The sequence below is a fragment of the Bordetella bronchialis genome (genome assembly GCF_001676705.1).
In the GTDB taxonomy this organism is placed as follows: domain Bacteria; phylum Pseudomonadota; class Gammaproteobacteria; order Burkholderiales; family Burkholderiaceae_B; genus Bordetella_C; species Bordetella_C bronchialis.
Genome location: NZ_CP016170.1, coordinates 2,043,506 through 2,070,006 on the forward strand (window position 1 = coordinate 2,043,506; position 26,501 = coordinate 2,070,006).

Here is a 26,501-nt window from a genome sequence, read left to right on the forward strand (position 1 = left end):
GTCTCCGGAGCGCGCGTGACATCCCGCGAGACGCCGACCGCCATCCTGACCCGTCCCGCCGGGCGCAATGACGGCCTGGCGGCCCGCCTGCAGGAGGCCGGCTGGCGCGTGCACGCCTGGCCGGCCTTGTGCATCGAACCCTTGTCGTGCGTGGCAGCCGAAATTCCCCTGCCGGGGAATTTCGATCTGGCGGTATTCGTCAGCGGCAATGCCGCGGCCCAGTACCTCGACCAGTTGCGGGCGATAGGGCAGTCGCAGTGGCCGTCTTCCTGCGTCGCGGCGGCGGTAGGGCCCGGTACGGCGGCCCGCCTGCGCGACCGCGGCGGCCTGGAGGCGCCCGGTCTGGTCCTGCATCCCGGCGCGGACGCGCCCAGGCATGATTCCGAGGCCTTGTGGGAGCTGCTCGCCATGCGCGGACCGATTCCGCGCCGGGTGCTGCTGGTACGGGGTACCGAAGGGCGCGACTGGCTCGCCGAACGGCTGCGCGACCATGGCGCCCAGGTTCACCTGCACGCGGTCTACCATCGCGTGGCGGCGGACTGGGACGCCGCGGTTCTGGCGCAGCTGCAAGCCTGGACGCGGGAGGGCCACCATCCCACATGGCTGCTCACCAGCGCCGCCAGCATCCATGCCGTGCGCGCGAACGTGGAACGGGCGGCATCGGTGCAGTGGTGGGGGGCCTGCGGCTTCGTCGTGACCCATCCGCGCCTGGTGCAGCCGCTGGAATTGCCGGCTGGCCGGGAGGCGGAAGCGGTGCGGCTATGCGCGCCCGCCGACGATGCCATCTTTGATGCTTTTGTTTCCGGTTGAGTCATCGTTTCGCATTCGTACCGAATACAATCGCCCCATGACAGAAAAGATTCCAGCCTCCGATCCGGCCTCGGCGCCGGTCGCCTCCAGCAGTCCGGCATCGGCCGAGATCAAGTCATCCGGCGCCAAGAGCGCCGCGCCGGGTCAGTTTTCGCCGGGCGCGGGCCGCAAGGGCGGCGCCTCTCCCCTGGTGGCCACGCTGGTGGTCGTCGTCCTGCTGGCGCTGGTCCTGGTCGCCGCGCTGTGGATGCAGCGCCAGCAATTCCTGGCCGCGGGCCGCGAGGTCGCCACCCGGCTGGACACGCTCAACAGCGCCTTGGGGCAGGCCCGCACCGAGGCACGCCAGGCACTGGCGCTGGCCCAGGTGCAGAGCGACAAGGTCGCGGCGCTGGAGTCCACCCTGCAGGAAACACAAAGCCAGTACACCGCGCTGGAACAGGCCTGGCAGGACTTCAATGACAACGTCAGTGACGACGTGCTGATCAACGACGTTGAACGCCTGTTGACCATCGCCGATCAACAACTGCGCCTGGGCGGCAACGTCAGCAACGCCATCGTCGCCATGGAAACGGCGCAGTCCCGCCTGGCGCGCGCGGGCCGGCCGCGTTATGCCAGCCTGCAGCAGACGATCAATGGCGACCTGGACCGCTTGCGCGCGGTCCGCACCATCGATATTCCGGTCCAGGCCGGCCGTATCGAGCGCCTGGTCGGCCTGGTCGGCAAGGCACCCTTGCTGGTGCCCGATGCCCGGGTCGCCCAGGCCGATGGCGCCGCCGGTCGCGCCGAGCAGTCCGCCGCCGGCCAGCCGGGCGCCAATCCGCCGGCAGCCGGCCAGTCTGGCACCGATCCGGCGGCGGCCGCCAAGGCGCCGGACCATACCGGCGGCGCAGCGGCCCCCGGCGCGACGGCGCCCGGCGCGACGGCGCCCGGTCCGGCCAACGTGCCGGCCGATGCCGCATGGTGGCAGCGCTGGCGCGCCGAAATCGCCTCCTGGCCCGGCCGTGCCGGCGATGCCCTGTCGCACGAACTGGGCGACCTCGTGCGGATCCAGCGCGTGGATGAACCCGCGGCACTGTTGCTTTCCACCGAGCAGGCCGAGCAGTTGCGCTCCACCTTGCGGCAGCGTTTGTTGACCGTACAGCTCGCGCTGCTGATGCGACAGCCTGCCATCTGGAAGAGCGAGCTGGACACCGTCATGCGCACCCTCGACACGTATTACGACCGGCGTTCTCCCGATACCCTGGCGGCGCTCGCGCTGGCGCGCGAACTATCGCAGGTCCAGGTGGCGACGCCGGTGCCGGACCTGTCCGACAGCCTGAGCGCCGTCGCGGCGCTGCGCGCCGATCGCGCGAGTACCGTCAAAGGACGGGACTGAACGATGCGCACCTGGTTCTGGACGCTTTTGCTCGCGGTGGTCGCGGTGGCCGTGGCCGTCCTGCTGCGGGCCCATCCCGGCAATGTCGTGCTGCTGGTCTCGCCGTTCCGCGTGGAGCTTTCGCTGACCCTGGCGGTACTGTTGCTGATCGCGCTGTTCGTGGCGATCTATGTCGGACTGCGCGTGCTGGCATGGCTGCTGGCCATTCCGGATCGCATGCGGGCGTGGCGCGGGCGCCGCGCGCAGGCGCGCGATCACGAACTGCTGGAACGCGGCTGGATCGGCCTGCTCGAAGGCCGTTACGCCCATGCCGAGAAAGACCTCGCCAAATTGCTGGATCAAACCAAGGCGCGTAACCGCCGTGTGCTGGCCGCCTTGTCGGCCGCCCGCGCGGCCCAGGGCCTGGGCGAATTCGTGCGCCGCGACCTCATGCTGGACCGCGCCCGGGAAGCCGCCGGCAGCGAGCCGGGCCTGATCGAGGCCGTCGCCACCGTTACCGCCGACCTGCTGCTGGAACAGGGTCAACCCACCCGGGCGCTGGAAGTGCTGGCGCCCCTGCAGGATGGCGGCGCGCGGCATCTGCATACCTTGCGGCTGCTGCTGCGCGCGGAGCGCGCCCTGGGACACCACGAGCGCGTCTTCGTGCTGGCGCGCGGGCTGTTGCGGCGTGGCGCGATGCCTCGCGAAGAGGCCGTGCGCATCATCGGGGTGTCCGGCGCGGCGCGCTTGCGCGGTGCGCTGGACGAGGGCCAGTGGCGCAATATCTGGAAGGACCTCAAGGCCGAAGAGCGGCTATTGCCCGATATCGCGCTGGCCGGCGCCGCGGCGTTCGAAGCCTCGGGGGAATCCGACGAGGCGGCGCGCGTGCTCGAAGCCGCCATCGCGCAGGGCTTCGATCCGCGGCTGCTCAATGCCTATTCGCGCTGCGACGCAGCCCAGGTGCCGCGGCGCCTGGAACGCGCGGAAAAATGGCTGCAGCAGCGGCCTACCGATCCGGATGTGCTGTGTGCCCTGGGCATGTTGTGCCTGACGGGGCAATTGTGGGGCCAGGCGGAACGCTATCTGCGGCGTGCTGTCGACCGCCGCGCCGACGCCCGCACGCATGCGCTGCTGGGCAGCCTCTACGACCGCCTGGACCGCCAGGACGATGCCGTGCGGCACTGGCGGTTGGCCACGGCGGCCGGTATCGCCTTGCCCGTGCTTGCCGCCGACGAGGCCTTGCCTGCCGCCGACATGCACGCGGATCCGTCCCGCGTCGACCCGGAAAGCGGTTTTCTCTCGGATGCCGCGGAAGCCCCGGCGCCCGCCAGCACCTATGTGCACGACCCCGTGCCCGCGGCGCCGCCCGCGGCCGACTACGTGCTCGAGCCCGATGCGCGCGGCCGTGCCGAACCGCTGCTGGCCGAACCGGCCCCCTCGTCGCCCGCGCCGGCATCCACGCCCGCCGAGTCTGCGGCCGATCTCGAAGACTATTTCGACAGCGCGCCTATCCCCGTGGCGGGCCTGGGCGACGAAGAGCCGGAGCCCGCCGTCCCGCCCGCTTCATCGACCACGCAGCGCGACCATCCCGACACCGGCTTTCCGCCCAAGACCGGCGGATCCGGCAAGTCCTGATTCTTTTCCATCCTGAAGGTTGAACCATGAGTCTCGATCGCGTCCCTCCCGGCTCCAAGCTGCCGGATGAATTCAACGTCATCATCGAAATCCCCATGAACGCGGATCCCGTGAAGTACGAGGTCGACAAGGATACGGGCGCCGTATTCGTCGATCGCTTCATGCTGACCGCCATGCATTACCCCTGCAACTACGGCTACATCCCCCAGACGCTGTCCGAGGACGGCGATCCGGCGGACGTGCTGGTCGTCACGCCTTTTCCCATCCAGATCGGTTCGGTGATCCGCTGCCGCGCGCTGGGCGTGCTGGAAATGGATGACGAGTCGGGCGGCGATGCGAAGCTGCTGGCGGTGCCGGTGGACAAGCTCTATCCGCCGTATCGCCACATCAAGTCCTACCAGGATCTTCCGGAAGAGGACATCGGCCGGATCCAGCACTTTTTCGAACACTACAAGGACCTGGAAAAGGGCAAGTGGGTCAAGGTAAAGGGATGGAAGGGCGTCGATGCCGCGCACGAGGAAATCACGCGCAGCGCCGAACGCCATGCGAAGGGTGGCAAGTAAACGTCCACGTCGCGACGAAGTCCGCGGGCCGGCATCTGCCGGCCTTTTTTTTGGCGGGGGCCGGCCGCCGACCTGTCGGCAGCCTGAAAGGGATCGAGCGCCAGGGAGATGCAGCCCGAATGGCTGGGTAAGCACTTGCTGCCCAAGGCTGCCGAAACGATTACACTCGCGCATGATTATTTCCGCACCGGTCGTCCGGTCGCGTCTCCAACGAGGTCAACAGCATGGACTATGTTTTGCCCCCTCAGCCCACCATGGCCGTCCCGGTCGTGGGCAGCGCCGCCTTGTTCCCGGTTCGCCGCGTGTATTGCGTGGGCCGCAATTACGCGGAGCACGCCAAGGAAATGGGTTTCACCGGCCGTGAGGATCCCTTCTTCTTCTGCAAGCCGGCCGACGCCATCATCGCCGTGCGCGATGGCGAAACGGGGAAGATGCCGTATCCGTCCAAGACCTCGAACCTGCACTACGAGATGGAACTGGTGGTCGCGATCGGCAAGGGCGGCAAAGACATTCCGGTCGAGAAGGCCAACGAGCATATCTGGGGCTATGCCCTGGGCCTGGACATGACGCGCCGCGATCTGCAAGGCGAGGCCAAGAAGCTGGGACGCCCCTGGGAAGTGGGCAAGGCCTTCGATCAATCCGCGCCGCTCGGCCCCATCCATCCGGTGGCCAAGACGGGCATCATGGAAAAAGCCGACATCTGGCTGGATGTGAACGGCACGCGCAAGCAAGGCAGCAACATCAGCGAGCTGATCTGGAATATTCCCGAAAGCATCGCCTATCTGTCCGGCCTGTTCGAGCTGCAGCCGGGCGACCTGATTTTCACCGGCACGCCTGAAGGCGTGGGCGCGGTCGTCAAGAACGACCTGATGGTGGGAGGTGTCGCGGGCCTGGGCGAATTGCGCGTCCAGGTGGTTTAAGGTCGGTGCCACGACTGGCACGGTCAAATGAAGGAGAGCTGACGATGCGCTCGAAGATGATGCTGACGACGTTGGTTGTCTTTGCGATGGTCCTGGCGGGCTGCAATACGGTGGCCGGTGCCGGCAAGGATTTGCAGCGCGCGGGCAACGCCATCACCAACGCCGCGGAAAAATAAAAACGCCTCTTGCCGTTCATGGCCATGACGCCGCCTTCGGGCGGCGTTTTGTTTTTGCGCGGGCCGCCTTGGCCATCGGCCCGGCCCCGCGTGACATTTCCATCCAGCTCGGCATCTACGAATAGGCGCGGGCGCCGGCGCCGCCCACACTGGAGGCCTACCTGTTCCACGGAGGCATCCATGCATCAACATCGTCGGCGCCAGCTTGGCCAGGGCATGACGGAGTACATGCCGGTTCTGGAGACCCGCGTATTTATTGGCTTTGCGGTGTGGTGGTGTCTAAAAATCCAATCGGTGTCTAAAACCGTCTGTCCAAAACTGGATGCCTATCCAGCCTTTTTCCGGGGGCTGGCCACGACCTTGGCGCTCTTGTCGCGCAGGTAGATTCTGGTCGTTCGCCGGTCGGTGTGGCCGAGCAGAGCGGTGGGGTCGATGCCCTGGCGCTCGGCCTCGGTGCCCGCCATGGCGCGCAGGTCGTGCAGGGTTACATTCTCGACGCCGGCCTTCTCGGCGGCCAACTTGAATGCCCGCCAGACGTTCGTATGGGCCCGTAGGCGCCCGCGGCGGCCGGCGAGGATGTAGGTCATGGCCTGCACCTGCCCGACGGTCTTCTTGGCTCGCTCCACCGCTTCCCGCAGCTCGGGCGTCCAACCGACGATCAGCTTCTTCCCGGTCTTCTGCTGCTCGATGAAGACGCCTTCCTCCTGAAGGTGGCCCCGCTCGATCTTCAGCACGTCGCCGATCCGCTGGCCGGTCAGGTAGCAGAGGTCCATGACGCACTGCAGCCAGGGGGCGGCATGCTGGTAGATGGCAGCGAACTCCCGGTCCGAGATAAGCCGCTCGCGCGCGGTCTGCTTGAAGCGCTGGACGCTGACGGTCGGATCGGCCTGCACCAGCTCCCGGTCCAGGGCCCAGCGGAAGACCAAGCGCAGGACGGTCAACATGCGATTGGCGATAGCCTGCCGGTCCTTGAATCCGTCCATCATCTGGACGATATCGCCGTGCCTGACCTGCTCCGGCCGGAAGTCGGCGAACACCTCCTTGAGCAGTTGGGCGCAGTATTGGTACTGCTTGACGGTCGCGGGGGCGCGGCGCTCCGTGACTGCCGGCAGCGCCTTGTCGATGAGGGCGACCATGCCGTCGGTCGGCGCGGCGACCAGGCGGGCGTACTCCTGGAGGGCGCCGTGCAGGTCACTTTCCGGGCCCAGGCGCTGCCATTTTCCCTTCTTAACGAGCCACAAGGCGCCGTGCTTGCGGTATACGCACGGAGGGAGGTGTCGGTCCTTGGTTCTTGTTCGCATAGCCCAATGCGGCTTCCATGGCGGCGCGCAGCACTACTGGGGTGCCATCCGGCCGGATCTTGAAGGGAATGCCCAGCTGCTTCAGGGCGTCACATTGTGCCCCTTTCCGCGACCGGTGCGTCAATTCGGTGATTTCCTCGGGGGTCAGGGTGATCATGGGGCCTCCCTAGGAACCCGGGCGCCGCCGGCTGCCACCGATCCGCCGTGGACCAGCCCTTCCTGGCCGGAGACTGGCGCAGCCTGTGCCGCGGCCTGGGTGGGTCCACCTTTCAACACGGCCGCGGCGCGGCGAAGGTCGGCGAACGTGACAAGCATGTCGTCCTCGCCTTCATCGATCATCTTCCCGACGGTCATGGCATCCCAGCAGCCGATGCCGTCCCAGCGCTTGAGTTCTTCCGCGAACGGCCTCAACGCCACCTCCAGTTCTGCGATTCGTTCCAGCAGCCCGAGAATGGTCTTGGGGCTGGCGCGCTCGATGAACTCCTGCACGCCGGGCGCCATGCTCACATCAGGCCAGCCGTCAGCGGGATTCTTGAACGCGTGCAGCGCACCACCGTCTCGGCCTCGCTTGAAAGTCAGGCGCCGATACGAGTTCGAAGTCCACCATTCCCAGTCCTGGCCGCCTGCTGCCTTCGCCGCCAGCTCCAGCAGTGTCCTATCGTCCATCGCCATCTCCTTGCGGCGCCGGCAGCAGGTTGCCCTGTTGCGCGTGCTCCAGAACCGTCTTCCCACTGGGCAGCATGATCTGCCCCAGGAACGCGCCTTCGAACGACAGGATTCCCGTCTCGATGGCCATGATCTGGCCTTTGATCCAGTCGCGCAGGATGCTGTAGACGGCCACGCTGGCGATGTCCATGGCCTTCTTCTCATGCTGCGCCCGCGTGCCGGCGCGGCGCGCGCTCCAGGGATTCTCCTTCAACCACGCAGCGGCGTAGCCCTTCGTGGACGCTTTCACGCTGACCATGCGTCCGCGATATTCGAACTGCACCAGCAGCTCGCCGGCCGCGTCGTCGACCATGCTGCCGAACTTGTTGCAGCCGAAGGCGCGCAGCAGTTTCTGGATTTCTCCCAGGGCTTTCTCGCCGCTGGTGGCGGTGCTGTAGGGGAGGGCCATCACGCATCCCCTTCGGCACGCTGGGCGCGGGCCGCAAGCGCAGCAGTGACTTGGCGCGCAAAGTCCAAGTGCCAGTCGTAGTCAGGATGGCGGGTGTACTCAGCAGCCTGCCTGAGCAGGTCTGCGTAATCTGGCTCAGCATCGCCTCCGCCCTGCTGCCTCTCCCGCTCGGCGTCCTGGGCGGGGGCGTAGCGGGCGATATCGCGGGCAGCAGCCATGACGCGCGACTGGTCCAGCGCAGTATCGAGGTGCTGGCATATCGTGCCTGCAATGTAGAGGACCCGCATGTCATCCGTCGGCGCGTCCTGCTGCGCCGCTGGCTGCCCTGATAGCGTCACTCGCGCCATTGCCTTGATGGCCTGCAAAGCACCGGGCACCGATTCCGGGAAGTCGCGTATCAATTCCAGCGCTTCGCGCATGTCTTCACTCATCGCTACCCCCTTCCGGCTTGGCGTCGGCAATTTTGTCACTGCTTCCATGCCATTGGCGGCCAGTCCCTTCGACGTTGAATCCAGTTCCGCTATTCGCAGGCTTGGCGGCGGCAAGGGCGGCGCTGTTCAACTCGCGCAGCCGCTTTTCGATGCTTTCAACCACTGCAAAAAGCGGCGAAACGAAGCTGGTTCCGTAGTTGCAGATATCGTCAACGAAGCGCGCGCACTCCTCGACACTCAGGCCGCGCCATTCGGGCGCAGCTATCGCCGCACTCGCCGGGGCGGACGGCTGGCGAGATAGGGCGTATTGGATGCCAGCCTGCCAGCCCTTACGGAATGTCGTTTGATCGGCGGCTTCCGGATACGCGTGAGCGCGCGTGAATGCTGCCTCAAACGCCGCCCGCTCATCGCCCTGCGCAGCCGGTGCGGCTTCAAGGATGTATTCTCCATTCGGTAGCCGCTTTTCTTGTAGGCCGATTTCGCCGGGCTTCGCCGTGCGCAAAACAGGCGCAGCCGGTGCGCGAACGCCGGTGGCGATATCGCATTCATCGTTGGCGCACAGAACGCCGTCCCGCTTGGCGGCTTGGCATACGTCCGTAGGGCAACTCTGCGCAGCCGGTGCGTCCTCCTTCCAGATTTCTGGCGGGTAGTCCGCATCCGCCCCGGCTTGCTGACTGGGTGCGGGCGGGGCGGCGTTCAGCATGGCGTGATTGATCGCCGCAACGTGCCGTTTCAGCTCGGAAAGATCATCTTCGCCGGCCAAGTCGTTGGGCAGCCCTTCCCAGGCGTCCAGCAATGGGCCGATCAGCGGCATTACGGCGTCGGCTTGCGCGGCCCGCAGTGCATCAACCTCGCTTGTCTGCGCCGCTTGGTTCTCGGGCTGCGCGTGCTGGTTCAATCCCAGTTCGGCCAACATGTCCGGCACATGCTGCTTCTCGGGCTGCGCGGCAGGGGCAGGCGCCAACATCGCGGCGCGGCAAGCGTTCCAGCCGTTGCAGTAGTCGATGGTTTCGGCGAATTCTGGCGTTTTCGCCGGCGGCACCGCCCCGGCCTCGCTGGCGGCAGGCTCCACGACATCCAGCGGCACGCGATACCATTCGGGATCGCCCGCGGTGAACGTACCGGGCTGCCCCGTGAGCGAGAGGCCGTAGCGGCCGTCACTGTGCTGGTAAAGGATTGGATCGGCCTCGCTGGCGGCAGGCACGAATCGCACGGGGTGGAAGTCTTCCGCGCTATTCAGTTCAGCCTCGTCCCGGGTGTCCCAGTATCCATAGCCGGCGCTATCCTCCCAGGACAGCCAGATTTCGTTCGGTTGATTCGTCATGTCAGTCCTTGTTGGGTATTACAGCCAGCAGCACCCCGCGCTCCGGCGGTGTGCCAAGCCAGGCGGCACGGAGGCTGGCATCGCCGTCTGCGTCTACGGTTGAAACGACCTTCGCCACCGGCACCATCTCCGTGATCAGCTCGGCGCGGGCCTGGGCGATGATGGCGCGGGCGAAGTCGATTAGAAGCTCGTCCGCTACGGCGGCATAGAAGTGGTGACCGCCATCAATGCCCTCGGCTATATCCAAAATTTCATCGTTCGTCACTTCGTCGGCTCCTTGCGGTTGATCTTCGAACGGATATGCTCCTGGCAGGCTCGGTATTCGGGCGCTGCGCCGTCGTCGATTTCGTCGATGGATGCGGCTGCAAACTCCAGCGTCTTGCGCCGCTCGTCGGCGCGGATGCGTGCCTCCATGAGCGCTTGGGGCAATACGCTCTTGCCGCGGCGCCTGAGAATTTCCGTGAACATGCGCCGCTCGTCGGCGAGTAGCTGCTGTACTTGCCGTGCGCAGTACAGACCGTCGCCAACCTTGATTCCGTACCGCTCGATGAGTGGGGCGATAGGGCCGGCGCCAGCCCAGTGCAGTGTGTAGACCGATCCGACCACGGCAATGGGCGTCTGAACGGGCGTTGTTTTGCAGCACCGGCCGAACGGCATATCCTTGGCTGGGCATGTGCATTCCGGCAGGTCTGGCTTGTCAGCGGGGGTGTTCATGCGTCCTCCGGTGGAAGTTCGATGCGTGCCGTCACGATGATCTTGGTCCCTGCGGGGAAGTCCTTCGGCCAAGCCTTGAAGCCAGGCCCGAACATGAAACCGAAGTTGCCCCAGTAACGGCCGTGCGATTCCTCCCGGGACACGCATTCGTATCGCGTCTCCAAGTTGTCGAGGCCAAGAACCTCGTTCGGCTTATCATGGCGTGAGCACTTCCATTTGCCGCCGCTGTACCACTTAAATTCGTGGGACCCGCGCAGGTCGCGTATCGTCGAAAAGCGGTAGGTCACGCTCTCGCGGCAATCGGGGTGCGCGCATTGGAAACGGAGCGGATAGTCGCGCTTAGCCATTCTTCCCGCCCTCCCCAGCGCTATCCGACATGGCGGCGATAGCCGCGTCCGTGATTTCCTCCAGGCGATCCTCGTCGTCCGTAATCAGGGAGAAATCGTCCGGCCCCATCGTGCCAACGCTCCACGCTTCCCAGACGCGGAGGCAGTCGTAGGCATCCCCCAGCGCTGCCGCTATGGCATCGCGCACGCGCTCACCCACTTCTGCGTCCTCCTGCTGCGATGGGTGGGCGCCAGGAGGGGTAGGGAGGGGCATCCAGTGGGTAGGGATGGCTTGCCCGATGCCGTGGCATTCCTCTCGAACTGGATCGGCCGGGATCGTTCCGCATTGCCAGTTCGACCACGGGGCATACCAGCGGGCTTTCTCGACTTTGGACCAGGGTGCGCCGAGCCAAAGCAGCACTTCGCTGCCATCCTTCGGCGCCGTCTCGATAGGCTTCCACCCGGCCGGCTGCTGGGGCTGGCCGAATAGCTCCACAACCGGATACCCAGCTTCCCGCCATGCATCAGCGATAGCCTTGTCCTCGGTGATGGGAGGGCATACCGACTTGTGCGTGGTCTTCCAGGCGATTGCTTTGGGCTCTTCCCACGCATCGAAGTACCGCCGCAGATCATCCGCGACTGCCTGCGGATCGCAGATATACCCACCAGGAAGGACGGTGCGGATTAGGTGCTCTACGTCGATCTTGGGCTGCTGGGGCTGGGCGAGGGCATCCCAAAGCGCGTTCTCGACTGCGCTAGAGGGACGGCAGCCACCGCCATTCCAGTGAATTACGCGCGTGGTTTCGGTGGATTTGATCCAAAAGCCGAATCGCTCGCGCAGGGCTGCGGTATGGTCTTGGGTGGTCATGGTGTCATGCTCGCTTCGATGAAGATTTGCGCCTGGAAGGCGTTGATCGCGTTGCCGTAGGCGCGCAGTCGTCCCACGCGGCTGGCAGCCCCATGAGCCAGCGGGAATGTGCCGGGTTCAACTGGCCGCCACTTCCCATCTCGGCAGAAGAGCCAGTCAGCAGCTGACCATGGGCCGTTAACCGGGCCGGCTGCGGTGCCAGTGTCCGCATCGACGATGACCAGTTCGTTTGGCTCGCATCGGCGCTCAAGGCGCCGCCCGCTTGATTCGGGCCCCCGTTGCTCCCGTCTGTGGCACGCGGCGTGTTCCACCCCGCCAGCTGCTGGCGCGTCTGAGCGCAGAGGGACGCTGTGTGCTGATTGAGGCCCGCGCCGTTCGCGTCGGCTGCTTGCGGCGACACCCACCCAGTAGAGCCTGTCTCGGATGTGCGGCGCACCGACGCCCGCAGACGGGAACGGGACCGCCCCGACGGCGTAACCCAAGGCTTCCAGGTCATCTTGTACAAGGTCGATCCAAGGGTCTGCGTCCTTGCTCGCAACCTGTTCTCCAAAGACGACTGCAGGGCGGCGCTGCGCGATGAGGTGGTGCCAGGCCGGCCAGAGGTGCCGCTCGTCATCAAACCCAGCTCCTTTGCCTGCCGCGGAGAAAGGTTGGCACGGACAGGAACCGGTCCAAACAGGTCGATCATCGGGCCAGCCGGCGCGGCGAAGGGCGTATGACCAGGCCCCAAGGCCGGCGAAGAAATGGCACTGGGTATAGCTTCGAAGGTCATCGGGATGGACATCCTCTATGCTGCGTTTGTCGACGTCGCCCGGCGCGATGTGGCCGGCGGCAATGAGGTTGCGGAGCCACTGGGCCGCGTACGGGTCGATCTCGTTGTAGTAGGCCGCCACACCCTCAATCCTCCTGCCCCGGGAACGGCAGGTCGCGGCCCGGCTTCTGATGCCGGCGGCGGCTGTTGCGACTCATCTGTGACAATCGCACGCCACGGGGATACGATTGGTGAAACAGTGGAGCCCTGCCATGAACCACTACGAGATGGAATACCGCGGATACTTCTTGGAAGTGCGGCTGCATCAGCGCTTGCCGGGCGACGGAGCCCCTGGATGCTGGGCAGAGGTCCGCGTAAGCGTCGGTCCCGCCGGGACGCTGGTCTGCCAATGGACGACAGTGGACGGCTCCGCAGAAACCTTCGCTTCGGCCGATGATGCGTTGCGGGAAGGGATGATGCGAGGTATCGCCCACGTCGATGCCCTGGTCGATCGGTAGGGGCTTGCCGCTGTTGCGGCTCATGGCCGGGGAGCAGTACGATCGGCGCCGGTTAGAACGGCACCCCATCAAATTCCCATTCTTCGCAACCGACCACAGCAACATCGGCAGGCGGAACATCTTCAAATCGCTCGCAGTAGGTATTGCGAAAGTGCTGGCAGGTTTTGCAGGAAACATGGATTGCCTCAAGCCTCGATAACATCTCGCGCAGCGCCGTCACTTGCGTCTGCAGTTGAATTCCATTCATATGGTCTCGATCGGAAACCTATCGATCGCCTCAATAACGCGGTCGGTCAATTGGCCCCTGTGAAGCGAGACCAAGCGACGGATTTCTGCTTTTTTCGCTGTCAGATATGCCTTCCTCGCATCTTCGATCGTGCTGAAGAGGCCCAAGTACTTGAGACGACCAGCAAGGCCGATCTGGGCTTGGATATGTTTGCCCTGGTTGATAACGACCCCAGTCGGCAAGTCAGGGTTTTTGCGCGGAGAGACCTTGAATAAGCGATTGAGCTCGGGCGGTAGGAAGCAGCACGTAGACGACGAGTAGGTTTTTGAGCCTGGGCAAAGAACATCTTTATCGATATCCCAGCCAGCTACCTCATTGGGCACATACCAATCGGCGAACGCTTGGAAGCGCAGGAATTCTGGGGCCACAACTACGTCGCGATACGCAAGATTGCGCGCCTGACCGGTGTGCGAGCAACACCGATAAAGCATGTTCTTCCACGCCACATAGGGGCGCGTAAGACGGCCGCCCACCTTCGCCGAATGGGGGCCAGGCTCATAGATACCAACTCCGAAGACTAGTTTTCCGTACATGCCTCTTTCTCCATCCACTCGTACTGGACAATCTCCGGAAACTTCGCGGTCTCGTTGACGACGATGGCCGATGGCCGGCGCAACTCGAAACCGGTATCGATCCACTCGAGTGCTTGGTCGACCGACCCAGGGAGATGGCTGTAGCCGGCGGGTGACCGGTCGGAGAACCAGGACCGGGCCTTGGCGAGCGCGTAACCGGAGTGAGACAGGCACACCCATTCGCGCGCCACGCAGCGGTAACCGGCCCAATACTCCACGCGCAGGGACGGCGGCGAGCCGGCCTTCTCATGCTTGGCGTACTCGACGCGATCGATTTCGTAGCGGTTGATCTTCTGCTTGACCTGGCTTGCCAGCACCGCGGCGTCGCTGACCTTCCGCGCGGATGGCGCTTCTTCCTCGCGCATGACAAAGCCGCATTCCGGGCACACCAGCAAGCTGGCGGGCCGTACCTGGGCGCCGCAGTCGTCGCAGACAGCGAAGGGCGCCGTGCCGGGCTGGCTGGATCGCCTGGCGCGCCCACGGATCTCGTCGATGGGGCCCAGGCGGGCAGTCGTGTCCGAGAAGTCCAGCCATAGGCAGTCAGTCTTGCCGGGCGCGATGCGCAGGCCGCGGCCGGCGCCCTGGACGTACAGGACGGGCGACTTGGTCGGCCGCAGCCACAGGATGCAGTCCACGTCCGGCACATCAAAGCCGGTCGCCAGAGCGAGGACTGTCACCAGGCACCGAATCTTGCCGGCACGGAATTGGCCGATCAGGCTTTCGCGCACCGCCTTGGGCGTATCGCCGGTGACAACCTGCGTGACGACGCCCAGACCGTTCAGCGCGCGCGCCAGCTTTTCTGCGTTGGCGACTGTCGGGCAAAAGGCGATCCACTTCTTCCTGTCCACGGCAATCCGTACCGACTGGCGTGCAGCGGACTCGATGTAAGCGTCCACCACCTCCGACAGCTGGTGCAGGTCGTAATCGCCGGTGGCCTTGGAGACTTCCACGCCACTGGCATCGATCTGTTCCAGGACGTCCACCGGGCGAACCAGGGGTGACAGGTAACCTTCGTCCAACAGCTGGCGCAGCCGAACCTCGGTGGCGATGCCGGTGAAAAGCGGCGCCTTACCGTCGGTGAGCCAGATACCGTTGCCGCGGAACGGCGTGGCTGTGAGGCCCGCCGTCCGGAATTGGCAGTAGCGCGCCAGGTCAGTCAGGAAGGCGCGGTACTGGCCGGCGCCATCAGGAGAGATCAGGTGGCATTCGTCCACCAGGACGCAGCAGATATTGCCCAGAACGTGCGCATTCTTGGCCACCGTACCGATGGTGGCGACGATGACGTCGGCGGTCGGGTCTTTCTTGCCAACGCTGGCGCTGTAATAGCCAATCCGCAGATGCGCGGGGAGGACCGTGGCGAGCTTCTCGGCGTTCTGCTCGGCCAGTTCCTTGGACGGCACGATGACGAGCGTCCGCGGGTGGTATTCCGGCCAGAGCGCGAAGAGCTGGCGGACCAGGTCGGCGATGATGACCGACTTGCCGGCGCCAGTGGGCAGCACGGCAATCGGGATCTGGTCGAGGCCCGGGTGAGTGTCCCACCAGGCCAGCAATTCCTCGATGGCGGTGGATTGATAGTTGCGAAGGGCGAAGGTCACGCGACAACCCTCCCGCCGAACGCATCGCGCAGCGTGTGCAGCGTTTCGTCGGCGTCATCCAGCGCGCCGATATCCTGGGCGGCGTGGATCTCCAGGCTGCTGAATCCGGCAGGCGGCGTTCCATTGGTGAAGGTGGCTCCAGTCTTCCGATTGCGGTAACGGATCCAGTTCTCTTCCTCGCTGGCGTCGACCTGCTCGCCTACGCGTTCCAGCAAGATTGGGATGAAACGGTGCGCCTGGCAGGCCTGCTTCTGCGCTGGGATATCCAACGTCCGACCGTGGCGCTCACACTGCCAGCTACCATCGCGCGCCGGCGTCACATGTGCGCAGGTACGGCAGTTAGGTTCGGCGATCTGTGCGCCGTGGCAAATCTCGTGGTGGTCGCACATCTTGCACTGGTACCAAGACGGATCCTCGCTGATGCGCGCGGGCGGATTGGCGGCGAAGATGATGGATTCTGCGCGATCGACTAGCCGCTTGAACTTCTCCTGGGAAAACTCGACGCGCTCGGTGTAGATCTCGTCGGTGTCTTTGTTCACGGCGAAGTACAAGGCCCGTTCCATGCCGGTCAGGCCCATGTATGTCATCATCTGCGCGTAGTGCATGGGTTTGGACTTCTCCACGCCGTTGTTTTTCAGGTCCGCGAAGGACTTCTCGTTGTGGGTCTTGAACTCGCCGACGTGCCAGGTGGCGGGCGATTCAGGAAGCCCCAGAATGGCCGCGTCCAGGCTGCCGGAGAAATGGCCACCGAAGACTTCGACGCGAAACTGCCGGCCGTCCGGCTCGGCATCGTGGACTTCGCAGCCGATCGCGCGCAGCTCGGCCACAATCCGCGTCTCTTCCCGCTTACCGGTGTCGAAGAGGCGCAGCATCCGGCCGGTGAACTTCTTGCCGTAGGCCCACCGGAACGTGAGCCAGAGATGGCGCGCACAAGGGTGGCCGATCAGGCTGGCCCCCAAGTGCGGCCGATGGCCATCGTCGGCATTGCGCTCGTACCAGGCATAGATTGCCTGAGCCGTGCGAAAGCGAGGATCCTCGATGGCCGCCATGATTACGCCCGCTTCCAGGGGGCGGTACGGGCTGGCGTTTGCTGGGCGGCGATGACGGCGCCCGGTACGGCGGCCGGGGTGGCGTTGCCGGCCAGCGCTTCGAAGCCCGTCACCTCGTTCCGAGGGTCGTAACCTTCCTGCGTACGCACCTTGACCCGCATGCGGATCGGCTTGTTGTGCAGCTGGCTGGAGTCCTGCAGCTTGATGACGCCGGTGGCGTGGCACAGCGCGGACAGCTGCGCCTGGGCGATTTCCTGCGCCTGCGCGTTCTCGTGCTGCACATTCAGATTGCCGAAGACCTTGCGACCCTTGTATTCGCCATCCAGCACTTCGAAGGTGAGCGACAAGCCCATGCCCTTGCCGGACTTCAGGGGTTTCAGGTCGCTGTCGACGATCTGTGCCGGATAGACGCCGGCCGGGATAGGGGAGAAGGACTGTTGAGGGGCGACCGTGGTCGCGTCGAATTGAAGGGATGCCATGTTGGCTCCTTGGGGTTAGGCGGCTTGCGCCGCGGGTTCGGTGGATTCGGTCTGGCCGGCGGGCGCTCGGCCCGTCGCGCGCGCCATCAGCTCGGCATGGAACTCCGGCCAGGACAGCGGCAGCTTCTCAGGCATCTGGTAGCGGTTCTTGGCGATGAAGGCCGGCTTTTCGATCAGATGCAGCCAGCGCTGCCCGCTGCCGGTGGCGATGTTGCGGGCGCCCTTCAATGACTTCGGATCGCCGTCTTTGCTCAGGAACACTTCGGGCGCCGCGTACCCGATGATGTCGGCGCGTTCGTACACCAATTGGAACGCGCGTTTGTGCAGCTTGATCTGCGTGCGGTCGTAAGCGGCCATCTCCGGCGGCTCGTGACGCACGATGTCGCTGTGGGCGATCAGGATGGAGCCGACCTTCTTTTCGGCCGCCAGGTAGGCCAGGGCGTCCAGCATCTCGCGCCAGCGGTCCAGGGCCATGACGTAGCCTTTGCCATAGCCTAGGTCCTCCACGCTTTTCTTGCCTTCGTCCTTGGCGACGGCGTCCCAGATCAATGGCTCCAGCGCGGACAGGGAGTCCAGCACGAGCCAGCGGAAGTCGTGTTCCTCCGCGGCCAGGGCGCCGATGGCCTCCATGACCTCACCGAAGCTGGTTGCGATCGGGAAGGCGGTGGCCTCCAGGTTGCCCAGTCCATCCTCGGTCCGGATGAAGACACAGTTATCCGCCGAAGCGGCGAAAGTCGTCTTGCCGATGCCAGGACCGCCATGGACGCAAATGATGGGCGGGCGGTCGTTCGCGACGCGCTTGAGCGACGATAGGTTGATGGCCATGTCAGGCTTCCTTGATGGAGAGGGCGGTTTTCGCCGGGGTGACAGTGATGGCGGGGGCGATCAACGCCCAGGTGCCAGGCTCGTTGGCCCGGAGATACTTCGCGCCGGTTTCGTCCAGCTTCGTTTCGGTCTTGAGCGGGCGCAGGTTCTCGGGGACCTTGTCGCACAGCGCGATCAGCTGGGGCACGTCGGCTTTGTAGGAAAGCTTCCCGGTGATGGTGACCTTGAAGCCTTCCACGTCATGGGTCTGGCTGCCTTCCTGCTTGGCGCCGAGGACGTTGATGATCTGGGCCTCGATGCTCTGGCGATTCGCGGCAGCTTTGGCTTCTTCGGCCTTGGCGGTGAGCCAGGCACGTGCGAGTTCAGCGGTGGTCATGGATTACCTTTGGGCGGTTTTGGCGTGTTCGGCGTCGTACCGGTCCAGCGACGGGCCGAGGACGGCCAGGGCGAAGACGATGGCCGCGGCGTAGAGGAGGGTTTCGCCGTGGATACGGAGGAAGCGGAATGCAGCCTTCATTGCGGGCTCCACGGATCGATGTCACGGTGCAGGCGGGCCAGACGGTCGCCAAGGCGCGCGAGGGCGTAGACAGCTAGGACGGAGAGGAGGGCGGCGGACATTTCAGTTACGGCCTTCGCCATCGGCTACGTGCTGCGCCATCGACTTCGCCTCGGCAGCCATCGGGATGTAGTGGGCAGCAGCGCGGGCGAGGTCGGGCGGGGTGTGGGCCAGCCGGAAGTGGTCGAAGGTGGCGTAGGTTTCGTACTGGCTCTGCCGGCGGCCGTCGAAGAACTGGCCTACGTTTACGCCGCTGTCTTTGAAGTGGACCAGCACGTGACTGTTGATCGCCTTGAACGTCACGACGCCCGTACCGCCGGCGTCCATCACTGCCAGCACGACGGCGGCTTGTTGGTTGGTGAGAATCACTTGGGGGCTCCTTTCCGCTACCCGCCGAGCACGGCCAGACCGATCACAAACAACACGGCCAGCGGGATCAGCCAGTAGCGGAGGTTGGCGAGGAGGGCGGGGGACATGGCGATCAGCGCGCGGCGCGGCGAGCGAGATGTGCGCGAACCAGACGCCAAGCGGCCTGAGCCGCTTCGGTGTGGCCAGCGCGACGCAGGGCGTGCGATGCCTTGCGCGCGTCGAAAGCGGCAAGGACGTCACAGATTCGGGCGGTATCGCTGCTAACTCGAAGTTGGGCGGCGTGATTCACGCTGTTCTCCTTCGCGTCGGGTAACGCGTTGAGGTCAACTATACGCAAACGAATAAATACGGTCAATACGAAAACGAATATTTATTCGTAAGGGTATACTCTAGGGTGCGAAAAAGCCGCCGACTCGGCGGCTTGGCGCGCTACGGCCTAGTGCAATTCGGTGCGCAGCGTCTGGAAGGCTTGTGCCTCGGCTTCCATGTCCGTCACGGAAATCTCCATCCTTGAGCCGATCAGCCGCAAGGCGGCAAGGAGGCCAATGTCGGCGTCTGCCGGGAGCCGCCCAGGGAGCCCTGCGCGCGTGGCAGTAGCCTCGTCGTGGAGCAGTGCAGCGATGGTGACTACCGCGGATCCTGCGAGGGCCATATCGGCGGTGTGCTTCGTGCGAAGCGTCGTAAATTCGGGGCTTTCGCCCAAAGCCGGTTGCCCGGTACTGCTATTCGTGTTAGTTTTCACGAGGTTTTCCCTTTCTTGACGGTTCGGGACTACTTACTCAACGCCTCGTCGGTGCCAGCCTTCGGGGCGTTTTCAATTGGTACCGCAAATCATCTTGCCAGACCGGCCCTCACGACTTCAAGGTCCTCCGGTTGTGGTTCGGGGAGTTACAAGTCCCTGAACCGCTGAACGGATCGAGGTCGCTGCACGTGGTCAGGTTGCCACGGACGCATACGAGCACAACTCCTTGTGCGAACGTTTGAGTGTGTTAGAGGGCAAATTGACGAGGCCAGCTCTCCACATTCCGCTATCGGAATCTTCGCGTTGACACTAAAATAGTGTCATCAGGACAATTTTGCCTTGACACCATTTTGGTGTCAAGGGGCCTCGCAATGAAGATGTGATGACGGAATGAATGAAGAAGACCGATTCGTGCGTATTACGTTGCGCATGCCCAAAGACCTGCACGTGAAGTTGAGCCATAGCGCGGACGCAACCAGCAAATCTATGAACGCTGAAATCATCGCGCGACTGGAGGGATCCTTTTCCGCTGCATTGGGTGCGTCGGACGAGATAGTCGCTCTTCTCGCCCGCCTGCAGCACGAGCTCGCTGAAGCGAAGTATCGCGAGCACCTGCACGTAGTGGAAAGATCGGAATTGGTGCGCGATGTGCAGGACTTCGTCTGGGGGGCTGAGAACGAGGACCTTACAGACAGGCTAGAAGACATCCACGGGTTCGAGACCATGCGGAAGCTAGCAGAGGGCGATGTGTACGCTCAGAGTTATCTCGAAGAGCTGGCTAGAGACCGCGAAACAGAGCTATCCAGGACCAAGAATGCAATGGAGGAGGCGCTTAGCCGTTTGCGGAATCAGGAACTTCGATTCGGTGCGATCGGGAAGGGCGACGAAAGGCCTGCGAAAAAGTGATGCGCCGCTGAAGTCTGACTCAGTCCCGTGCGTGTTGCTCGCACCCGCCCGGCACAGCGGCTCACAGTTTCTGGATGGCATGAAAAAGCGGCCCGATGGCGGCTCGGCGGTCCGGTTGCAGACGAGCCTTCACAGCAGATCTAGAACGCTCTTTTCGAGAGTGCCTGTGGCGCGACATTCCAACGCTGCACGCCCTGGAAATGTCGATCCATTGCCAGAGGTGAAGGAGATCGAATCGTTCAGGTGAGCCGATTGACCCATCGGGTTGGAGATATCGACAGTCTTCGAGAGCACGTATTTGGTGTTGGCGGTAACCCGGGTACTCGTGGGGCCCAAGGACTCAAACACCAAATTAATGCGCCCTTCAAGTGCCATCTTTCTTCGAATAAAGAATAGGCTACCCGACTCCATGGTTTCGTATTCCTGATACGCAGTGGCTCCATTGAATAGGTAAACTCGGGAGCCACGCAGATTCTGGACGTGAGACGAAATCGTCCCGCAGTCGACATAGCTGCTGGGATCACCCGCATAGCTGACGTTGATGAGTCCCGATGCTTTATCCAAGTTATTGATGACGAAAAATTGCTTGCTCAACGCCGGCACGGCGCGTGCCCATACCGTATCCACCGATTCATCGACCGTCTTGGTGGCTGGGGGGACTGGCCTCATCGCCGGAGGCGCATAGGCAATCTTGCCGGCGCACGCAGTGACAAGCAGGGTCGCGATAGCCGAAAGCAACGCCGCAATTGACCTCATATCGCATTCCAAAGAATATATTGTTCATTATTGTGCCATATGGATACATTAAGTGGACATATCTGCGGGCGAGCAGCCGAGCCGATGGCGTCCTCCACGCGGGAGGGACGGAGATGCCCGCTTGCCCGGCCATAAAAAAACCGCCCGAGGGCGGCTTTTCAGTTGGTGCTGACCACAGCCCCGGCCAAGGCCTCCAGCCTGCTCATCATGAGGACGTCTGCCACCGCGTTCAGTACCGCAGCTTCGCTCTTGGCCTCATCAGGCTGCTTCCGGTCGTCGAGCACTACTTGTAGTCGCACGCCTTCATTGACTGGCGCACTGACGATATCAAGAAGCTTTTTGATCGCGGTACTCACCGAAAGTGGGTGCGGGGAAATTGCTACTACACCTTGATCGTCCACTTGAAAGTCCAGCCTATACGTGTGGCCGGAAATCCCCATGTACTCGGGTGTCTCACTGATGACTGAGTCCTTCTTCCAGGCCCTCAAGTACATTGCCACCTCTTCCACAAGCAGTGTGGCATCTGTGCTGGTGCCCCGTTGTTCTCTTTCCCAGCCGACGATTTCCAGCATCGTTGCCATGTACTTCGCGAATGCTGTGGACGCCTGACCTGGCGTTCCCCAAACCTCAACTTCGCCAAAGTCATTGAGGATGGCACCATGGGCTGCCGCTATCGTTTTGAGGAACCTGGTCTTCCTGGGCCCATCGAGGCCCAAGCCTCTGCCGAGGAGATGCATCAGCACTTCACCATCGTCGAAGAACCGGACATGCCCTGGTACGGTCTCGACAAAGACCGGTACCCCGTCTCCATCATCGAATGTGAAGGGCGTCGATATCACAGCAACGCTGCCCGCTTCATTGAGCGGGTGACAGTCGAATCCGAGTAGGCTTTGAAGCTGGTCGCAGATCATCTTTGCCCCTTCAGCTGTAGCTCTTCGGGGTGGGGAACCGGTGGTTTGAACTGGATGTTGGTTCTTGCGCAAAAATGCGCCAAAGCATCATCGTACGTCCATCTCGCCCAAGACGCATCCCCGTTTATTCTTCTGTCCCCCATATGCTCGTGTGGCTGTAGATGCGCATCGCGCACCAGCCGCGGCCACTGAACCACATCTAATTGGTACACCCGCTCGAGGGCCACTGGTATCGCTCTATGGAAGATTGAGAACTGGTATTGGATAACCCCGGTTCTTATCGAACGCTTGAATCGAAGGGTGGTGATGAGCCGCACGTTCACGCCATCTTCGTTCAGTAGGCCGCAGCTTGTCTCGTGTATTCCCGGCGACACCTTTAGTGGTTGCCAAGCGGGGCAATCCTCGCAGACTAAAGGAAGCGCCAGTAGCCCTATAGCTTGAGATTCTGGGACGTCGTTCACGATGCTTCCTTTCTGCGGCCTTCTGCGTTAGCGGCTTAGGAATTGATCACCTTACTCGGCGGCATCACTGCCGCCACGGGCTGAATGCTGACCACCGACGATCCCGGGATGCTGATGCGAGCCTCTCCGTTCACAGACATCACCTCGACGTCGCCAGTCCTGGCATGCTGGAACAGCAGCTCTTTGACCATCTTGCGTCCATCGACGAGCTGCACCACCACATACTCGCCTGGCTCGGGCGTGCCGTTGGGTTCGACCACTACGTACCAGCCATTGCGAATGGCTGGCTTCATACTGTCGCCGCGGACCTGCAGCACATAGGCTTCAGGATCTCTAGAGGCGTGCAGCAGGTAGCCGTCGCCGTGGCCCACCGGGTATTCGAGCTGCTCGTAGTATCCGTTCTCGCCCAACTGAGCTATCCCCACCACTGGAAGTGTCTTTGTCGCTTGGAAGCGACCGACGTATTCGGGTTGCGCGCCGTACTCCACATGGTCTTCACGCACTACTAGCGGGGCGCTTGGTGCATACGCTCGCCGGTCGGCTCGATCGAGAAGCTGCTTTGCGCCATCCAAGGTAGTGATCGCCTCGTGGACCAAGTCGGTAATGTGGATGCCGAATGCGTTGGCGACAGCGAGTAGGTTATCGTCGCCGCCGGCGTCGCCGGTCTCCATGGCCGAGATCACTTCCGCGTCGACGCCGGCCGCTCTCGCCAGATCCCCCACGGACAAGCCTCGCACCATCCGAAGCATCTTCATCGTCTTTCCGATAGTGGCCGGCGTCTTTGCCATTTTTTGATGATGCAACATCGCCACAACATCGGCCCGCGCCTTGTCGCTGACGAAGGCTTCCACCGGGATCCCGAAGTATTTGGCGATCGGCTCGAACGTGCTGAGCCGCGGTTCCTTGGCTGTGCCAGATAGGAACCGGTGAATAGTTGGCTGTGGAACCTTGGTTTTCTGAGCCAGGGAGTTCTGCGTGTCCCCGGTCTTGTCCATCAGCGCTTTGAGAAGGGCGCGAGCATCCATGGGCGGCACTATGCACTAATGAATAATTCGGTTGGGTATTGTCTTTCTATTCGTTTGCGTATACTCTCGCCCAGATGGATACCGCCACCGACCTCATCAAGCGCCTGCGCGGCGCGGGACTCAGCCAAATGGAGATTGCCCGACGAACCGGGATTCCCCAGCCGCGTATCTCGCGGTGGGAAGGCGGGGAGGCGCCAGCCGGCGCGAATGACGCCCTGAAGCTGGCGGAACTTGCCCGTCAGGTGACTGCGAGCCAGCCTCAAGTTGTCTAGCCATTGTTGCGTCGCATCGTACGCGCCCAGCTCAACCATAAACACGTTCGGAGCCTGTCCCCAATGAACACTACCGACGCCGCCTACGCCACCGTCCACGATTACCCGGGCGGCAGCGAGTCGCTGGGCCCGCGCGTGGGCGTCTCGCCGGCCGTGTTGCGAAACAAGGTCAATCCCCAGAACGATACGCACCGGTTGGCATGGGACGAGGCCGTGCGCATTTCTGTCGTGACGGGCGACGCGCGCATGCTGGACGCGTTTGCCGCGGAACTTGGCCGAGTCACCGTGCCGATTCCCGCGGCCGGCGTCTCGGACATGGACGTGCTGGCGGATACCTGCTCGTTGGTGACCCAGGTCGGCCAGTACATGCAGACGATCCATACGGCGCTCTCGGACGGCAAGGTCGACCAAAAGGAGATCAGGGCCATCCGCCAGCAGGCGCTGGAGGCGATGTCGAAGGTAGCGACGCTGGTCGCTTGCCTGGAGGGCATGGCCGAATGACCCCGCCCCCTAGGACACGCCCGTAATGGCCGCGATCATTCCGCTGCAGCAGGCGCAGACCACCGCGCTGGATTACGCGCTCGCCTATGCCGGCCTGGGTTGGCATGTCTTTCCAGCTTTCGGTATCAAAGACGGCGCCTGCAGCTGCGGCAATGCCCACTGCAAGAATCCGGGCAAGCACCCGATAGGGTGGCTAGCGCGCAAGGGCCAGGACGATGCCACGACCGACCCCGACAGGATCCGCGGCTGGTGGACCGCGGCGCCGGAAGCCAACGTCGCGATCATGTTGAAGCCCTCCGGCCTGGTCGCAATCGACATCGACCCGCGCAACGGCGGCTGGGACTCGATCGATGACCTGGAAGCCAAGCACGGCGGCCTGGTGTCGGACGTGCTGCAGCTGACCGGTGGGGGAGGCGAGCATCGCATCTTCCGCCTGGATCCGGACGAAGGACTGGCGCTACCCGGAAAGCTTGGCGCCGGCGTGGATGTGAAGAGGAACGGCTACATCATCGCCGAGCCGTCCACGCACATCTCCGGCCGCACGTACCAATGGGAGGCTTCCAGCAACCCGCTGGACGGCGTCATGCCGCCGCCGCTGCCCGACTGGCTGCGGGGCACGTTCGGCGGCGCCGCGGCTCCCCAGACGCTGCCGCCCGCCGAACCGCGCGCCCTGACCGAACAGGACCGCGCCGACCTCCAATCGGCCCTCCAGGCCATCCCCAGCGACGACCGTGAGGACTGGGTCCAGGTCGGCATGGCGCTGCACTCCACCGCGGCCGGCGGCGAAGCATTTATGCTGTGGGACGCCTGGAGTCGAACCTGCCCGGAAAAGTACGACGCCCGCGACTGCACCCGCGTGTGGGCGTCTTTCCGAAACAAGGGGTTGGCTGGCGTTTCGAAAGCGACCATCTTCGCTATGGCGCAGGCCCGCGGCTGGGTTAACGCCCGGGTAACGGCTCCGGTGCCGGCCGCCCAGGTGGTCATCGCCACGCCGACCCCTACCACCGACGCACCGGCGAACCTGCTGCATCCGCCCGGAATCCTGGGCGACATGGCGCGCTGGGTCGATGCGACATCGCGCAAGCCGCAACCCCAGTTCGCCGTCCAGGCGGCCATAGCGTTCTGCTGCACCGTCATGGGCCGGCGCTTTGTCACGACCCAGCGCAACTGGCCGAGTCTGTACCTGTTGAACATCGGCAAGTCCGCCAGCGGCAAGGAACACGCTAAGTGGGCGGTAGAGAAGGCGCTGGACCAATGCGGGCTTAGTCGCCTCATCGGCCCGGCGTCCTACACGAGCGATTCGGGCCTCCTATCTGCGCTGCTGCACCAGCCGTCCCACTTTACCGTCATCGACGAATTCGGCAAGGTGCTGGAGTCCGCCAGCGTCAAGCACAACAACCGCGCCCAGTCGACCTTGCGCGCGCTCATGGAAGTCTGGGGCCGGTGCGATGGCGCCATGCGCCCGCAGGGCTATTCCACCTTCGGCATGTCCGCCTCTGAAGCTGCCAAGCTTGCCGAGCGCACGGTGCGCAACCCGGCGTTGACGCTGTTGGCCATGACGACGCCCGAAAGCTTCTTCGACACCATCGGGTCGGCCGCGGCGCGCGATGGCTTCCTGAACCGGTTTCTGACGGTCGAAAGCGACATCGGCCGCCAGCCCTCGCGCTCGCCCGAATTTACGGACCTGCCGCGTTCAATCATCGAATGGGCGGCGGAGGTCAGGGCCATGCCGGGCACCCAGCTGGTGAGCCCTGACACCAACGCAAGCCTGGAGCCCATCGCCCAGGTCGTAGGGATCACAGCGGCGGCCCAGCGCCTTTTCGACGCCTTCGAAACAGAGTGCCTGGCCGACATGGACGCGTACGAGGACGCCGGCATGGCCGAGATGTTCGGCCGCACCCGCGAGATTGCCATGCGCCTGGCGCTGGTGGTGGCCGTCGGCTGCCGGGCGCCAACTGTGAGCGACGACCATGCGCGGTGGGCAATCGACTATGCCCGCCATTTCGCCCGCCGCACCGCCGAGCGCTTACGTACCTGCGTGGCCGATAGCGAGTTCGATGCGCTGAAGAAACAGGTCTATGCGTTGATCCTGGCCGCGGGCGAGCAGGGCCTTACCGTGCGCGAACTCGCGCGCAAGAGCCGGCGCTTCAGCCAGGTAGACCGGCGAGGGCAGGAAAACGTGCTGTCGAGCCTGCAGTTCCTGGGCGACATCGCCTTCGTCGAGATGGCGAGCATGGCCGGGCGTAAGCGCCAGGCCTACGTCGCCGTCAACGTCGAGGCCGACAGTATGTCCCCCGGGGATTCACCGTGAAATCGTCGAATTCGTCGAACAGGCTTCGACGACGTAGAACAAGCATTCATGCGGGTTTGACGGGATTTCGTCGAATCGCG

35 protein-coding genes are annotated in these 26,501 nt (G+C 63.8%); 11 read left to right on the forward strand and 24 right to left on the reverse strand.

Translation table 11 applies throughout. The features are described 5' to 3' along the window. The first annotated feature begins 15 nt into the window (after positions 1-15). The 6 genes from BAU06_RS09105 (at position 16) to BAU06_RS09130 (ending at position 5,458) form a co-directional block, all read left to right on the forward strand. Positions 16-810, forward strand: coding sequence for a uroporphyrinogen-III synthase (locus tag BAU06_RS09105; RefSeq protein ID WP_066347442.1), 795 nt, complete (start codon positions 16-18; stop codon positions 808-810). Positions 811-847: 37 nt separating this feature from the next. After that, positions 848-2,185, forward strand: a complete 1,338-nt coding sequence (locus tag BAU06_RS09110) for a uroporphyrinogen-III C-methyltransferase (protein WP_082993586.1) — start codon at positions 848-850, stop codon at positions 2,183-2,185. A 3-nt stretch (positions 2,186-2,188) separates the two neighbouring features. Further along, the gene (locus BAU06_RS09115; protein WP_066347449.1) at positions 2,189-3,799 is read left to right on the forward strand and encodes a heme biosynthesis HemY N-terminal domain-containing protein; all 1,611 of its coding nucleotides are present in this window, start codon (positions 2,189-2,191) and stop codon (positions 3,797-3,799) included. Between the two features lie 26 nt (positions 3,800-3,825). Next, positions 3,826-4,362, forward strand: coding sequence for an inorganic diphosphatase (ppa, locus tag BAU06_RS09120; RefSeq protein ID WP_066347452.1), 537 nt, complete (start codon positions 3,826-3,828; stop codon positions 4,360-4,362). A 224-nt stretch (positions 4,363-4,586) separates the two neighbouring features. Continuing rightward, complete coding sequence (locus tag BAU06_RS09125) at positions 4,587-5,282, forward strand: fumarylacetoacetate hydrolase family protein (RefSeq protein ID WP_066347454.1); 696 nt, start codon at positions 4,587-4,589, stop codon at positions 5,280-5,282. Between the two features lie 44 nt (positions 5,283-5,326). Beyond that, on the forward strand, positions 5,327-5,458 hold the full coding sequence (locus tag BAU06_RS09130; protein WP_066347456.1) for an entericidin A/B family lipoprotein: 132 nt from the start codon (positions 5,327-5,329) through the stop codon (positions 5,456-5,458). A gap of 326 nt (positions 5,459-5,784) precedes the next feature. Here BAU06_RS09130 and BAU06_RS09135 read toward each other — a convergent pair whose 3' ends face one another. Genes BAU06_RS09135 through BAU06_RS26040 form a run of 11 tightly spaced genes read right to left on the reverse strand, consistent with a single transcriptional unit; the run spans position 5,785 to position 12,429 of the window. After that, positions 5,785-6,699, reverse strand: coding sequence for a tyrosine-type recombinase/integrase (locus tag BAU06_RS09135; RefSeq protein ID WP_231934024.1), 915 nt, complete (start codon positions 6,697-6,699; stop codon positions 5,785-5,787). Beyond that, on the reverse strand, positions 6,686-6,916 hold the full coding sequence (locus tag BAU06_RS26035) for a DUF4224 domain-containing protein (RefSeq protein WP_082988087.1): 231 nt from the start codon (positions 6,914-6,916) through the stop codon (positions 6,686-6,688). The genes BAU06_RS09135 and BAU06_RS26035 overlap by 14 nt, the downstream gene beginning before the upstream one ends. Further along, positions 6,913-7,425: a hypothetical protein gene (locus tag BAU06_RS09140; protein ID WP_066347461.1), complete on the reverse strand. Its 513-nt coding sequence runs from the start codon at positions 7,423-7,425 to the stop codon at positions 6,913-6,915. Before BAU06_RS09140 ends, BAU06_RS26035 begins: the two co-directional genes overlap by 4 nt. Next, on the reverse strand, positions 7,415-7,873 hold the full coding sequence (locus tag BAU06_RS09145; protein WP_066347463.1) for a hypothetical protein: 459 nt from the start codon (positions 7,871-7,873) through the stop codon (positions 7,415-7,417). The genes BAU06_RS09140 and BAU06_RS09145 overlap by 11 nt, the downstream gene beginning before the upstream one ends. After that, positions 7,873-8,304 carry a hypothetical protein gene (locus BAU06_RS09150; protein ID WP_156770187.1) on the reverse strand — a complete coding sequence of 144 codons (432 nt, stop codon included), beginning with the start codon at positions 8,302-8,304 and terminating at the stop codon, positions 7,873-7,875. The genes BAU06_RS09145 and BAU06_RS09150 overlap by 1 nt, the downstream gene beginning before the upstream one ends. Further along, on the reverse strand, positions 8,297-9,628 hold the full coding sequence (locus tag BAU06_RS09155; protein ID WP_066347468.1) for a hypothetical protein: 1,332 nt from the start codon (positions 9,626-9,628) through the stop codon (positions 8,297-8,299). The genes BAU06_RS09150 and BAU06_RS09155 overlap by 8 nt, the downstream gene beginning before the upstream one ends. 1 nt (position 9,629) lies before the next feature. Continuing rightward, on the reverse strand, positions 9,630-9,893 hold the full coding sequence (locus BAU06_RS09160; RefSeq protein ID WP_066347470.1) for a hypothetical protein: 264 nt from the start codon (positions 9,891-9,893) through the stop codon (positions 9,630-9,632). Next, complete coding sequence (locus tag BAU06_RS09165; protein ID WP_156770188.1) at positions 9,890-10,342, reverse strand: hypothetical protein; 453 nt, start codon at positions 10,340-10,342, stop codon at positions 9,890-9,892. Before BAU06_RS09165 ends, BAU06_RS09160 begins: the two co-directional genes overlap by 4 nt. Next, the gene (locus BAU06_RS09170) at positions 10,339-10,689 is read right to left on the reverse strand and encodes a hypothetical protein (protein ID WP_066347477.1); all 351 of its coding nucleotides are present in this window, start codon (positions 10,687-10,689) and stop codon (positions 10,339-10,341) included. Before BAU06_RS09170 ends, BAU06_RS09165 begins: the two co-directional genes overlap by 4 nt. Next, positions 10,682-11,536, reverse strand: a complete 855-nt coding sequence (locus BAU06_RS09175) for a DUF551 domain-containing protein (protein WP_066347482.1) — start codon at positions 11,534-11,536, stop codon at positions 10,682-10,684. The genes BAU06_RS09170 and BAU06_RS09175 overlap by 8 nt, the downstream gene beginning before the upstream one ends. Then, a complete protein-coding gene (locus BAU06_RS26040; protein WP_082993587.1) occupies positions 11,533-12,429 on the reverse strand; it encodes a DNA cytosine methyltransferase in 897 nt (298 codons plus the stop codon). Before BAU06_RS26040 ends, BAU06_RS09175 begins: the two co-directional genes overlap by 4 nt. 130 nt (positions 12,430-12,559) lie before the next feature. Here BAU06_RS26040 and BAU06_RS09180 point away from each other — a divergent pair, with 130 nt between their 5' ends. Beyond that, on the forward strand, positions 12,560-12,805 hold the full coding sequence (locus BAU06_RS09180; RefSeq protein WP_066347486.1) for a hypothetical protein: 246 nt from the start codon (positions 12,560-12,562) through the stop codon (positions 12,803-12,805). Positions 12,806-12,857: 52 nt separating this feature from the next. Here the strand turns inward: BAU06_RS09180 and BAU06_RS26565 are convergent, their stop codons facing one another. From BAU06_RS26565 to BAU06_RS09220, 10 genes are all read right to left on the reverse strand, one after another. Continuing rightward, a complete protein-coding gene (locus BAU06_RS26565; protein ID WP_156770189.1) occupies positions 12,858-13,052 on the reverse strand; it encodes a hypothetical protein in 195 nt (64 codons plus the stop codon). After that, a complete protein-coding gene (locus tag BAU06_RS26570) occupies positions 13,049-13,624 on the reverse strand; it encodes a hypothetical protein (protein ID WP_156770190.1) in 576 nt (191 codons plus the stop codon). Before BAU06_RS26570 ends, BAU06_RS26565 begins: the two co-directional genes overlap by 4 nt. Next, positions 13,609-15,258: a DEAD/DEAH box helicase gene (locus tag BAU06_RS09190; protein ID WP_066347493.1), complete on the reverse strand. Its 1,650-nt coding sequence runs from the start codon at positions 15,256-15,258 to the stop codon at positions 13,609-13,611. Before BAU06_RS09190 ends, BAU06_RS26570 begins: the two co-directional genes overlap by 16 nt. Further along, entirely contained in the window at positions 15,255-16,307 is a 1,053-nt protein-coding gene (locus tag BAU06_RS09195; RefSeq protein ID WP_156770191.1) for a PD-(D/E)XK nuclease family protein, read from the reverse strand. The genes BAU06_RS09190 and BAU06_RS09195 overlap by 4 nt, the downstream gene beginning before the upstream one ends. A gap of 2 nt (positions 16,308-16,309) precedes the next feature. Continuing rightward, positions 16,310-16,786, reverse strand: a complete 477-nt coding sequence (locus BAU06_RS09200; RefSeq protein ID WP_066347495.1) for a DUF669 domain-containing protein — start codon at positions 16,784-16,786, stop codon at positions 16,310-16,312. A gap of 15 nt (positions 16,787-16,801) precedes the next feature. Further along, positions 16,802-17,611, reverse strand: a complete 810-nt coding sequence (locus BAU06_RS09205; protein WP_066347498.1) for an ATP-binding protein — start codon at positions 17,609-17,611, stop codon at positions 16,802-16,804. A 1-nt stretch (position 17,612) separates the two neighbouring features. Then, positions 17,613-17,987 carry a DUF7173 family protein gene (locus BAU06_RS09210; RefSeq protein ID WP_066347501.1) on the reverse strand — a complete coding sequence of 125 codons (375 nt, stop codon included), beginning with the start codon at positions 17,985-17,987 and terminating at the stop codon, positions 17,613-17,615. 3 nt (positions 17,988-17,990) lie between these two features. Beyond that, positions 17,991-18,128, reverse strand: coding sequence for a hypothetical protein (locus BAU06_RS26575; RefSeq protein ID WP_156770192.1), 138 nt, complete (start codon positions 18,126-18,128; stop codon positions 17,991-17,993). A 102-nt stretch (positions 18,129-18,230) separates the two neighbouring features. After that, positions 18,231-18,536 carry a hypothetical protein gene (locus BAU06_RS09215; protein ID WP_066347505.1) on the reverse strand — a complete coding sequence of 102 codons (306 nt, stop codon included), beginning with the start codon at positions 18,534-18,536 and terminating at the stop codon, positions 18,231-18,233. Positions 18,537-18,972: 436 nt separating this feature from the next. Continuing rightward, entirely contained in the window at positions 18,973-19,278 is a 306-nt protein-coding gene (locus tag BAU06_RS09220) for a hypothetical protein (protein WP_156770193.1), read from the reverse strand. 390 nt (positions 19,279-19,668) lie between these two features. On the opposite strand from BAU06_RS09220, the gene BAU06_RS09225 reads away from it, so the two are divergent. Next, a complete protein-coding gene (locus BAU06_RS09225; RefSeq protein WP_082993588.1) occupies positions 19,669-20,184 on the forward strand; it encodes an Arc family DNA-binding protein in 516 nt (171 codons plus the stop codon). Between the two features lie 129 nt (positions 20,185-20,313). Here the strand turns inward: BAU06_RS09225 and BAU06_RS09230 are convergent, their stop codons facing one another. The 3 genes from BAU06_RS09230 to BAU06_RS09240 form a co-directional block, all read right to left on the reverse strand. Continuing rightward, the gene (locus BAU06_RS09230; RefSeq protein WP_066347512.1) at positions 20,314-20,940 is read right to left on the reverse strand and encodes a hypothetical protein; all 627 of its coding nucleotides are present in this window, start codon (positions 20,938-20,940) and stop codon (positions 20,314-20,316) included. A gap of 158 nt (positions 20,941-21,098) precedes the next feature. After that, on the reverse strand, positions 21,099-21,851 hold the full coding sequence (locus tag BAU06_RS09235; RefSeq protein WP_066347519.1) for a DUF1828 domain-containing protein: 753 nt from the start codon (positions 21,849-21,851) through the stop codon (positions 21,099-21,101). A 496-nt stretch (positions 21,852-22,347) separates the two neighbouring features. Further along, positions 22,348-23,337: a helix-turn-helix domain-containing protein gene (locus BAU06_RS09240; RefSeq protein ID WP_066347522.1), complete on the reverse strand. Its 990-nt coding sequence runs from the start codon at positions 23,335-23,337 to the stop codon at positions 22,348-22,350. Between the two features lie 128 nt (positions 23,338-23,465). On the opposite strand from BAU06_RS09240, the gene BAU06_RS09245 reads away from it, so the two are divergent. From BAU06_RS09245 to BAU06_RS09255, 3 genes are all read left to right on the forward strand, one after another. Then, on the forward strand, positions 23,466-23,609 hold the full coding sequence (locus tag BAU06_RS09245; protein WP_231934072.1) for a helix-turn-helix domain-containing protein: 144 nt from the start codon (positions 23,466-23,468) through the stop codon (positions 23,607-23,609). A 63-nt stretch (positions 23,610-23,672) separates the two neighbouring features. Continuing rightward, positions 23,673-24,110: a phage regulatory CII family protein gene (locus BAU06_RS09250; RefSeq protein ID WP_066347524.1), complete on the forward strand. Its 438-nt coding sequence runs from the start codon at positions 23,673-23,675 to the stop codon at positions 24,108-24,110. A 25-nt stretch (positions 24,111-24,135) separates the two neighbouring features. After that, positions 24,136-26,421 (forward strand): bifunctional DNA primase/polymerase, encoded by a 2,286-nt coding sequence (locus tag BAU06_RS09255; protein ID WP_066347533.1) that lies wholly within the window; start codon positions 24,136-24,138, stop codon positions 26,419-26,421. The last annotated feature ends 80 nt before the right edge of the window (positions 26,422-26,501 follow it).